We start from the raw sequence: 10664 nt of genomic DNA, 5'->3' as shown, positions 1-10664 counted from the left end.
CACCTACTCACGTGAGTCGGTGCTTCATCGGCTGCACAGCCAGCCTGCCGAGGCCCTCTTGCGCGTCACGCGGACCGCCTGATGCTCGCCCAGGCTCCTGGGAGCGGCAGGCGCGGGGCGTCGGCATCCGAGAAGCAGTCTCCCCCACCAAGGCAGGGATCAGTGAGCGAGCCCCGGGCGTGCACTCCCGGGGCCCACCGCATCGACGGTGCGGCGACGCGTTCGCAGCACAAGAGTGGCGGGCCCCCCGACCTGTTCGGGCTGACCGTCTCAATAGCTCGCCGCGACCATAGCGCACAACTCCCCCCCATCCAGCTATCAGTCACACGATGGAAGAATTCTCGATACCGCCGAGGATCACCGCGCGAGGGGCACTCGGCCGCTTGCCCAGACTTTGTGCGCGCCCCCCTGAGTGACTGGCCAGCGGCCTGTTGCTGAGACAGTGAATCCCTGCGCCTCCGGAGAAGAAGACAAAAGACCTCAAGCCCCCGCGCTACCGCGACGCGATAGACATACCGGTGCTCTTCCGTCACGGCCCGGGCGGGCGAACCAGACGCGCGTGATGCAGAGCCGACCAGATTTCCCCGAAGCAGCGCTATTCACCTTGGAGTAGTACGCCACTGCTCCAGCCGTAGGTCTTGAGCGTGAGGCTCCAAGAGCCTCAATGACTAAAAATCATGATAAAGCACATCAAGTGTCCAGGTTTGGCTCCTCTCCCACCGGACATCAACCTTGCAACCCGTGAACAGGGTTGCACCGTTTCCCGTCTTCGGATTCCTCAATCAGAGATCACTTTTCGAGGTTGAAATGCCTGAACACTTCAGTCGGCTGACTCTCTACTGTCCCATCGAAAGAGCTGAGAACCCGGCCAGATCGGCAATCAATGAAAGCACGATGGCCTGGGCTGCCAAGCAGGGAATCCCTTCCGGCCGGGAACGTCGGGAACAGTTTTCGGCGATGCGGCCAGGAGCTCTCGCGGCGGGCGTTGTGCCGCACGGCAAAGAGGAAGGGCTCGCCGCCTTCGCCGATTACCACACCTGGCTCTTCGCGTTTGACGACGAGTACTGCGACGACGCCGAGAACTCGGACATAGATGTCACCGAGTGGGCGGCTTTCCTGGCGCGGCTCCACAGAGTGGCCGAAACCGGAGACATCGGACTCCTGCCGGACAACGCCTATGCCTGGGCGCTCCGTGATGTAGCCTCCCGCATCTCCGCATGCGCGACACCCACGCAATTCTGCGACTGGGCTGACGCCGTCCGGTCCTACTTCGCCGCTCTGGTCTGGGAGCGGTCGCGGCGGCGAAACGGTGAGAAGCCCCAGAGGCTGGACGACTACTTGTTACTGCGCCTGCGCAACGGTGCGATGCAGAGCAGTATCGCGCTGTTGGACGTGGCCCACGGATACGTGATGCCGAGGCAGTTGCGTGATACGCCCGAGGCCCGGGCTCTGGTGGAGATGTGCGCGGTCCTCGTCTCCCTCGACAACGATATCTTCTCGCATCACAAGGAGTCCCAGCGCGGCTCTCTGGAGGTGAACCTCCTGGATGTGCTGGCAGCGGAGCGGCAGGCAACGACCGCGGAGTCGCTCCAGGAGGCCGTAGTGCTGCGCAACACGGTGATGCGCCGCTTCGTCGAACTGAGTGAGCGTACGGTGACGCCGGAGGTCGGTGCCGAACTCCAGATGTTCGTGGGGAGTCTTGGCCGATGGGTGCGCGCCAATCTGGATTTCAGCCTTGTCACCACGCGCTATGCCGGTCCGGTACGGGAGCGTCTCGTTCTCAGCCCGCACGCACCGGATCCGCGGCCGACGGAGGAGGCATCAGCCCTCGATTCCGCCGTGATCGGCTGGTGGTGGCGCACTCCTGACGTCGCCCAGGCGGGTGAACGCCGACGGCCGTCCCGGCGGGCGGACCCGCTCATCTGATGGACGCGCTCCGGACGGCTGCCCCGCCTGTCCCGGCCGTCCGGACGTCTCGGCATCCAGCCGGGCTGGCGGTGCCTCGAACTCGGAGGCGGCGCCGGCTCCGTCGCGCGCTGGCTGGCCGAGCAGTGCGCCCCGGGGGAGGTCGTGGGCACCGACATCGGCACCACCCTGCTGCCCCGGGACGTGCCCAACCTGTCCGTCCGACGCCACGATGTCGTCCAGGAGGACTTTCCGGCGGCCTCCTTCGACCTCGTCCATGCCCGAGCACTGCTGGAACACCTGCCGGAGCGAGCTGAAGTCCTCGGCAAGATGGCGCGCTGGACCGCACCGGGAGGCTGGGTGTGCGTGGAGACGGTTATGGCGGTCCATCCCCCGTCCGGCACCCGGAACGCCTACCAGCGCTGTCTCAACGCCGTGTTCACCCTGTCCGAGAACGTGATGGGCACCGACCAGCGATGGGGCACCGCGCTGCCGGGACTCCTCTCACAGGCAGGTCTGACCGATATCGGCGTCCACTGCACCCCGGGCCTGGTGGGCAGGAACGGCAACGCCGACGCCTTCCTGCGGCTCTCCCTGGAGCAGATCGGTCCAGCCCTGGTCCGCGCACGTCTCACCACACCCGAAGAACTGACGGAGTGTACGGACCTGCTGGAAGGCGGAAAGTACACCGACCTCGCCCTCATGACCCTGTCCGCCTGGGCCGACGCACCCGCCACTGACTCCCCATAAGCTGATCCCATCCTGAAATCCACAGGTCACGGGCGCCGGCGTGGTGCGGGGGCAGGGTGCTCGGGCAGGTCACGGGCTTGATCATGCTCGGGTGCTCGTCCGCCGGCGGGAGATCTCGGTGTCGATCGCCACGATCAGGGGCGCGCACGAGCCGCATGCGTCTTCTCCGGTGCTCAGACGGAGTAGTCGGTAAGGCGATCCCGCGTTCGGGGTGGGCGACCCCGAACGCGTGGACGTCTGTGATCAGCGGCAGATCGTCACGGGTTGCGGAGCGACAGCGGCCACAAGCGCTCCTTCGCGGGGACGACGCTGACGCTGCCGCCGCCGAAGGGGTATCCAGTGGGCGGCTGGATGCGGTTGAACCGCCGGTGATTGGACATGGTGTACGCGCCGAAGGCGGTGAGTACCAGCCGGCCCAAGGGCCGGCAATCGGGGAAGCGCGGCACGGCGTGCCTGCCGTCGACACGAATAGCGAAGAAGCCGTCGCCGAGGGTGTGTTCCGCGAACAACCCGGGGAGATCGGGGCCGAAGTGGCCTGGCCATCGGGGGCGCGGTGGGCAGCACGCACGACCGGTGCCAAGGCGCGAGACCCCAGGCGCAGGCGTCGACATCACCACACGGTTGCCGACGTGCGGGTGGTGCCGCCGAGCCGAGCGGACCTCGGTGAGGAAGATCCGTGGATGGCGAGGATCGTGCCGACGGGCTCGAAATGCAGCCGAGGGAAAGCACATTCGAACTAAATTTCCATTAACGAACACAATAACGATTTCTACTGCCCATCGAGGTTAGCCTCCCCGGGCCTAAATTAATACAGCAATAAGGTCTATCGAATGTTCATAACATCCCGTAGTGTGTAGCAGCACGGCGAGGAGGCGTCGGCGCACTGCGGAGTGATCACGGGTGATGCGCACTCGACCGTCGAGTTGTACTGACGCGCTCGCTGGGCCGCCGTGACGAAATGACAGGTTTCGTCTCCAAATGACCTGAGCCGTTCGGGCAGAGAATTCGGTGTGAATTCTGACGTGACGGCCTTCTCTCTTCGGGCCGCCCACTTCATGGCGGACTTTCAGACCTGGCGACCGGGAACAGGTATTGGCATGAGAACGTGGCATACAGATGCAGGTAAGCGGTGGTGACCGTGGATTTCCTGATTCGACCACAGAGCGAGAATTGCCGTCGGATCGTCGATGCCTCCGACCACTGCGTCTTGGGTCTGAGCCCGTTCAACGGCTATTACACACCGTGCCGGGTGGAGGCGTTGGCCCAGTGGGCGGCCGGACATTTCACGAGGGTCGATGTTCTCGTTCCCGGGTTCGAGGCGGCGCATACCCTCACCGCCGCTGGTGTCAGGCCGCTGGAGGCGGTGGGACGTGTGAGGCGGGCCGTGAATCAGCTCAGGAATCCCGCGGTGCTGGCGCTGTCGCGTGCCGGTGTGTCCGCGCCGGAGGAGCACGTGCACACCTGGACTCAGCTGATGAGCCGACCCGAGTACGCGGCGTCGCGCGAGCGGGCCAGAGCGGCATACCGAGTCGATCCCGATCTCAGGGCGGCCTGTCGGGCGGTTGCCCGGGCAGCGGTCCGGTCCATCGCGGATACGGAGCCCGGCGAGGAGCAGATCGACGCCTGTGTCAGTTATCCGATCGCCGAGTTGCCGCTGATCGTGGACAGCCCGTCGATCTTTGACGTGGCTTCTTCTGTGTTCGTCTACCACCGGCGGATCGAGCTCGCTGCGGCCCTGCTCGCCGGTCCGGCGACCGGGCTGCGGTCAGCTGCACAACAGGGGTTCGTGGTGGCCGAGCCCGTACTGCCGGATGGTTCGTGATGAGACAGCTCAGGCAGCTCCCGATGCCGGCGAGGACACCGGAAGTACCGTTGAGGTTTCCCTTTGTGCTGGGCCCCCTGGGCACGCCTCCGCCCGTGATCCACTGGGCACGCCGACGGCAGCCGGTCTGCCCGGTAGAGCTTCCGGGCGGATCCTGGCTGTGGATGATCTCCCGCCGGGACGACCTCCTGCGAGTATTCACCGACCCGGACCTCGTGCGGCTGAGCGATGCCGCTGAAGCGCTTCCCCCTCCGGCCGCGATCAGCGGGGCAGCGCGCTCGCGGGCCGGGCAGCCGGGCGCCGAGTATTGCGCGACGTGGGCGGTGGAATCCCACCGGCCCGCAATCGTAAAACAGGCGGGTCTCGTCCTGGACGCCATGGAAACCGGGAACAACCCTGCCGATCTGCTGGAACAATGGGCGGCGCCGCTAACAGCCGCCGTGTGCCGCGATGTCTTCGGGCTGTCATTCGATCCCCAGGAATTGCGGAACCTTCTGATCCAGGAAGAGCCGACAGGAAATTCGGCTGCCAGGCACCCGGTCCTGCACTCGCTCACAGAGCACCTCCGGGATGACCCCGTCCGCGGTAATGCCGCCGGTGCGCCCTTCAAAGCCCGCGAACAGCGGGAGGTCGACACTGAACCGTCGCACACCATGGTGAGCGGCTTACTCGTCCGGTGCGCGAGGTCACTCTTCTCGGCATTGCTGACCGGACCATTCACTCTCCTGCTCCACCCCAAACCGTTACGTGAATGCCTGCGCGATCCAGTGCTGTGGCAGGCGGCAGCAGGGGAACTCCGCCGCTACCACCCGGGCACGGTGCTCGGCCCCACCCACATCGCGCTCAGAGACCTGGAACTACACAGCACTCTGATCAAGGCCGGGGACGCGGTATGCGCGTCGCCCCTCGGCGCTGCCTGGGACGAGGAGCACTACCCCACCCCGGCGAAGTTCGACATCCATCGTCCGGACGCCGGGGCCACGTACCTTCGCACGAATCCTGGGCCCCTGGTGGACGACGGCCTGAGCCGGCTGGTTCTCAGCATTGTCTGCCCCGCCCTGTTCGAGCGCTTCCCACAACTGCGCCTGGCCGTGGATGAATACGAGATTCCCTGGAGGAGCGATCTGACGTTCATCCGTCCCGCCTGTCTGCCTGTGGCCTGGTGACAGCCAACCCGGTGAGAGGAGAACACCATGCGGCCGACTGCCCGCATCATCAGTGTCCTGTCGGACGAGTTCGCCCGGGACCCGTACGCCTGGTACCCCCAGCTACGGGAGAGCGACCCAGTCCACTACGAACCCGGCATCGGCGCCTACTTCCTGAGCCGGCACAAAGACGTTCGCCGGGTTCTGACCGAGGACCAGATATTCACCACCCAGGCCCTACGAGAACGCGCCGAGCCGGTCATGCGCGGTCGCGTCCTGGCACAGATGACCGGCGTCGAGCACACCGCGAAGCACCGAACGATGATCCGCGGATACACCGGGCCGATGCTGGAGAATCAGATCCCGCTCATCCGCCGCAACGTGGAGGAGCTCATCCGCCCCCATCTGCGGCGCGGCCGGTTCGATCTGGTGAAGGACTTCGGACAGCAACTGGCCATCTGGGTCGCGCTGGACAGTCTTGGACTGCCCAAGGACGACTGGCAGAATGTGCACTCCTGGTTCCAGGGGGTGGCCGAATTCGTGACGAGCGTCACCCTGACCGAGGAGCGATACCAGCACTGCGTCCAGTGCGCCCGCCGGCTGGAGGACTATCTGCGGCCCTTCATCGAGGAACGGCGCGAGAACCCCGGCCGGGATGTGATCTCGCTGATGTGCCACACGGAGTACGAGAGCGGGAGGATGAGCCTGCACGAGGTCACGGCTCTGTGCCACAACGTGCTCCTCGCCGCGACCGAACCGGCGGACAAAACACTGGCCCTGCTGTTCCGGCATCTGATCACGCACCCCGATCAGATGGACCTGGTCCGCGGCGATCCCGGGCTGGTGACCAATGCCATCGCGGAGACGCTCCGCTACACACCACCTGTGCAACTGATCCCCCGCAGGACAGCGGAGAGCGTCGAGATCTCCGGTGTCGCCATACCCGCCGAGACCATGGTGTGGTGCATGCTCGCCGCCGCCAATCGCGACCCGCGTGTCTTCGAGCGGCCCGACACCTTCGACCTTCAACGCACAGACCTCGGTCCCGAACGGTCCTTCACCGCCGCCGCGACCCATTTCGGGTTCGGCGCGGGCATGCACTCGTGCGTCGGGGCCGCATTCGCGCGCAGGGAACTGGAGACGGTCGTGACGATGCTGCTGGCCCTCATGGAGAACATCGGCTTCCCCGAGGACGCCTGCTACGAGGAGACCGGCTTCTACTCCCGCGGCCCTGAATCCCTCACCCTGACCTTCGATCCCACCGCGGAAGGACGGCTCCTGGCGGCCTGAACCACCAGAAAGGGGAAACCGCATACAGCCGGCTGCGGCCTCCTCCGCATCACGATGACGGAGGACCGGAAAGGGGACATGCCGTGGACAGTAATCGCCACCACACATCTGTTCTGATTGCCGGAGGAGGACCTGCTGGACTGGTCCTGGCGTTGGAACTGGCCCGTCGGCACGTTGACTTCCGGATCATCGATGCGGGCACGGGCCCCTTTCCGGGATCACGGGGCAAGGGTCTCCAGCCGCGCACCCTGGAGATCTTCGACGACCTCGGAATCATCGACTCCGTACAGGCGGAGGGAGCGCCGCTGCCGCCGATGGTGGCCTGGGAGGAGGGAAGGATCATCAAGGAGTGGGATGTCATCGCCCGTGGCGAGCCCACCGGGTCCACGCCCTACGCGGAACCGCTGATGCTTCCTCAGTCGCGTACCCAGGAACTGCTGCGCGAGCGACTGCTGCGGCTGGGACACGGCGTCGCGTTCGGAGCGCGGCTCGTCGGATTCTCCCAGGACGAGGCCGGGGTGCTGGCCCAGGTCGTCCGGGCCGACGGAGGTACGCGGGAGATCACGGCCGACTATCTGGTCGGGGCGGACGGGGGCGGCAGCACCGTACGGAGAATCCTGGGCGTGAGGTTCGACCGCGAAGAAGTGGATACCCGGCCCCTGCTCGTGGCCGATGCCGATATTCCCGGACTGGACCGCGAGCACTGGCACACCTGGGGCAGCGCGGCCGGCATCATGACCGCGATCTGTCCCGTCGCCAGAACAGACTACTTCCAGGTCATCGCACGGTTCGCGGCAGGAACACCCGACCCCGCCCCGGAGCGGGTCCGCGAACTGGTGGCCGCCCGCACGGGATTGCAGGTGCGGAAGGTGCTGTGGTCATCGGTCTTCCGGGCACGAGCGGCACTCGCGGAGCACTTCCGTGTCGGCCGGGTGTTCCTGGCCGGTGACTCCGCGCATGTTCATTCCCCGGCGGGCGGCCAGGGCATCAACGCGAGCATCCAGGACGCCTACAACCTGGGCTGGAAACTGGCGCTCGCGGCAACCGGGCAGGCAGCACCCTCGCTTCTGGACTCCTACGAGGCGGAGCGCCGGCCGGCCGCGGCGGAAGTACTGGGAGTGAGCACTCGCATCCATCAAGGGGCGGGCCGGGTCAGGGAACTGGCCGCACATCGCGACCGCACCACGCACCACCTGGCACTCGGATACCGGGGCATCCCGCCCAACACGGAGATGCGCCCCGCCCTGGCCGAGGAAGCCCTCCACGCGGGGGACCGCGCACCGGATGCCCCGTGCACCGACCTGGGCGGAGCCCCGGTACGTCTCTTCGACCTCTTCCGCGGACCCCACTTCACCCTTCTCGTCTTCGGAAGCCCGCCCATCCAGCCTGTCAGCGCCCGGGGTCCCGCGGTGATCCGCGTGGTGCGCGTCGGCCACGACGTCTCGGACCCCGCAGGGTTCGCCTCCCGCGCGTACGCACCGCACGGCCTGTTCCTCGTACGACCGGACGGATACATCTCGCTGGCCACGGAGACTCCAAGTGAGGTGACCAGCCATCTTCGCTCACTCGGCATACATGTCGGATGACCGGCGGAACCCTGATCCGGGCTGCTCGTGCTCGCGTCGGCGGCCCTGCACCGCTCGTCGGGCCCGGAGGAACCAGAGAGGCAGACCATGACCGACCCGGACCGTCCGCAACCCGCCCCCTACGTTCTGGATTCAGCCGCCCGAGCGGATCTTGAATTCGATCGCCTGCGCACGATCGAGCAGGTCTACGACCCCGGAACCGAGGAGATCCTCACCCGGGTGAAGCCGGCACCTGGGTGGTCATGCCTCGAAGTCGGCGCGGGAGCGGGCAGTATCGCCCGTCTCCTGGCATCTCTCGCCGGAGAGACCGGAAGAGTGGTGGCAACCGACACCGATCCGCGATTTCTGAGGAACATCGCACATCCCGGGGTCGAAGTGATCGAACACGACATCACCGCAGGCCCTCTGCCACCAGGTTCCTGGGATCTGATCCACGCCAGATCCGTACTGGAGCATCTGCCGGACCCCGAATCCGTCCTGGCCCGGCTGATCCCCTCGCTGGCACCACACGGGCAGCTCTTCGCCGAAGCGATCGACGTCAGTCGCGAGACACTCGCCATCGCCGCCGAACACGCCCCGGACAGAAGAGCGGCCACAGCCTTCCTGGAGTTCGCAACCGCGGTGCACCGGCTGATGACACTCGCCGGAGCACACCCCGAACTCGGCAGCACCCTCCCGGTGCTCCTCGCCGCCCAGGGTCTGGAGGGCATCACCCACCAGCGGCGACACCCCCTCGTCTCCGGTGGAGAGCGCGGTTTCTACGCGCTCTCGCTCGCCCGCCTCGCACCGTCGTTCCAGGACCACGGTCTGCTCGACACCGCGGACGACCGGCTCTCCTCCCTGTTCGACGACCCGTCCATGGTCTTCCCCGCACTCCCCATCGGCGCCGCCCATGGACACACCCCCGCGGTCGGACGGCGACAGCGGAGAACCTGAAGAGCCGGTCCGCCAGGAAGGGCGGAGAGCGCCCATCCGAACGGAACAACACGCAAACGGAACACCGAGAGAGGCGAAGCCGATGAGTGAAGTAACGGTTGTGGGCCGGGTCGTCGCCAAGGCGGGCAAGGAGGCAGAACTCGCACAACTGCTCCAGGCGGTCATCGAACCCACCCGGAACGAGGAGGGAAGCCTGCACTACTCAATCCAGCAGAGCATCGAAACCCCGGAGGAATTCATCGCCATCGAGCGGTGGCGACACACCGAAGACCTCCAGCGCCACTTCCGAAGCGCGCACTCCCAGCACCTCGCCGCTGCGGTGGAATCACTCCTGGCGGAACCGATCAAGATCACGACTTACCGGGAGCTGACATGCGGTGAGAGTCCCCACGAGGGCGACCGCTGACCCCACGGAGACTGCACGGACAAGACCTGAGAAGCCGTATCTCAACCGAACGTGATCTCTTGATTTCTGCTGGTCAGGCATGGTTTCGCTCGGAGTGAGGGAGGCATGCGGCGTCTTGTCCGCTTCATGACCGAGGGGTGCGCGGTGGCGTCGGTGCTGGGAATGCTGGAGGTGCGGGAGGCGGCTGCCCGGGTACGGGTGGAGGGCCTGCGGGAGGAAGCCGCGCGGTTGGCCGAGGTGTTGGAGGCTGCGGAGATCGAGCTGAACCGGCGGGTGATCGCGCGGGAGGAGCTGGTCGAGGCTCTGGCATTGTCCGCCGCCGAGACGACGGCCGTGACCGAGGCGGATCAGGAAACGGTGCCCTCACCGGTGCCGGGGTCGGTGGTGCCGCCCTGGCGGGACGGGCTGCCGGTGACCGTTCTCGCGCCCGACTACCAGCGGATTCTGGCCGTGCTGGAGGAGCGGCGGTCCGCGGGCAAGGGACCGGTGATGGCCAGGGAGATCGCGGTGGAGCTGGGCCTTGGAACGACGCCGGGGAAGGTCGAGGGAGTGCGTTCGAAGGCCAGGCGCCTGGCGGAACGCGGGTGGCTCCTCGTGGAGGCATCGGGGATGTTCAGTGCCAGCCGGCAGGCCGTGGCCGTGCCAGACGCCGGCTCATCCGCGTGATCATCGACCACCGGATCACCGCCTCGTTGCTGACCGGCAACGTCTCGTAGTCCCGGGCCCGGCGGCGGGAGTTCATCAACCACGCGAACGTGCGCTCTGCCACCCAGCGCCTGGGGAGCACCACACCAGTAGGCTTGAGGGATCCGCTCGGCGAACAT

General features: G+C 66.5%; 10 protein-coding genes and 1 pseudogene. 9 read left to right on the top strand and 2 right to left on the bottom strand.

The window, feature by feature from the left end; all coding sequences use genetic code 11:
• Positions 1 to 741 precede the first annotated feature (741 nt).
• Both EES43_RS18565 and EES43_RS18560 read left to right on the top strand, forming a co-directional pair.
• Positions 742 to 1926: a terpene synthase family protein gene (locus EES43_RS18565; protein WP_124269734.1), complete on the top strand. Its 1185-nt coding sequence runs from the start codon at positions 742 to 744 to the stop codon at positions 1924 to 1926.
• An 18-nt stretch (positions 1927 to 1944) separates the two neighbouring features.
• Positions 1945 to 2655, top strand: a complete 711-nt coding sequence (locus EES43_RS18560) for a methyltransferase domain-containing protein (protein ID WP_124269733.1) — start codon at positions 1945 to 1947, stop codon at positions 2653 to 2655.
• A gap of 257 nt (positions 2656 to 2912) precedes the next feature.
• On the opposite strand, the gene EES43_RS18555 is transcribed toward EES43_RS18560, so the two are convergent.
• Positions 2913 to 3164: a hypothetical protein gene (locus EES43_RS18555; RefSeq protein WP_124269732.1), complete on the bottom strand. Its 252-nt coding sequence runs from the start codon at positions 3162 to 3164 to the stop codon at positions 2913 to 2915.
• 623 nt (positions 3165 to 3787) lie between these two features.
• Between EES43_RS18555 and EES43_RS18550 the strand changes: the two genes are divergently transcribed.
• From EES43_RS18550 to EES43_RS18520, 7 genes are all read left to right on the top strand, one after another.
• On the top strand, positions 3788 to 4477 hold the full coding sequence (locus EES43_RS18550) for a tRNA-dependent cyclodipeptide synthase (protein WP_164493200.1): 690 nt from the start codon (positions 3788 to 3790) through the stop codon (positions 4475 to 4477).
• A gap of 164 nt (positions 4478 to 4641) precedes the next feature.
• Positions 4642 to 5643, top strand: a complete 1002-nt coding sequence (locus EES43_RS18545; RefSeq protein WP_164493199.1) for a cytochrome P450 — start codon at positions 4642 to 4644, stop codon at positions 5641 to 5643.
• 27 nt (positions 5644 to 5670) lie between these two features.
• Entirely contained in the window at positions 5671 to 6912 is a 1242-nt protein-coding gene (locus EES43_RS18540; protein ID WP_124269729.1) for a cytochrome P450, read from the top strand.
• Positions 6913 to 6995: 83 nt separating this feature from the next.
• Positions 6996 to 8498, top strand: a complete 1503-nt coding sequence (locus tag EES43_RS18535) for an FAD-dependent monooxygenase (protein ID WP_124269728.1) — start codon at positions 6996 to 6998, stop codon at positions 8496 to 8498.
• 87 nt (positions 8499 to 8585) lie between these two features.
• Positions 8586 to 9434, top strand: coding sequence for a class I SAM-dependent methyltransferase (locus EES43_RS18530; RefSeq protein ID WP_124269727.1), 849 nt, complete (start codon positions 8586 to 8588; stop codon positions 9432 to 9434).
• An 82-nt stretch (positions 9435 to 9516) separates the two neighbouring features.
• The gene (locus EES43_RS18525) at positions 9517 to 9840 is read left to right on the top strand and encodes a putative quinol monooxygenase (RefSeq protein WP_164493198.1); all 324 of its coding nucleotides are present in this window, start codon (positions 9517 to 9519) and stop codon (positions 9838 to 9840) included.
• A 126-nt stretch (positions 9841 to 9966) separates the two neighbouring features.
• On the top strand, positions 9967 to 10506 hold the full coding sequence (locus EES43_RS18520; RefSeq protein ID WP_124272053.1) for a hypothetical protein: 540 nt from the start codon (positions 9967 to 9969) through the stop codon (positions 10504 to 10506).
• On the opposite strand, the pseudogene EES43_RS18515 reads toward EES43_RS18520, so the two are convergent.
• Positions 10454 to 10657 (bottom strand): annotated as a pseudogene (locus EES43_RS18515) (hypothetical protein); the annotation flags it as partial. The gene EES43_RS18520 and the pseudogene EES43_RS18515 sit on opposite strands and share 53 nt — an antisense overlap.
• Positions 10658 to 10664: the final 7 nt, after the last annotated feature.

The sequence above is a fragment of the Streptomyces sp. ADI96-02 genome, assembly GCF_003846185.1.
Lineage (GTDB): Bacteria > Actinomycetota > Actinomycetes > Streptomycetales > Streptomycetaceae > Streptomyces.
This window is presented reverse-complemented; position numbering and strand designations above follow the sequence as displayed.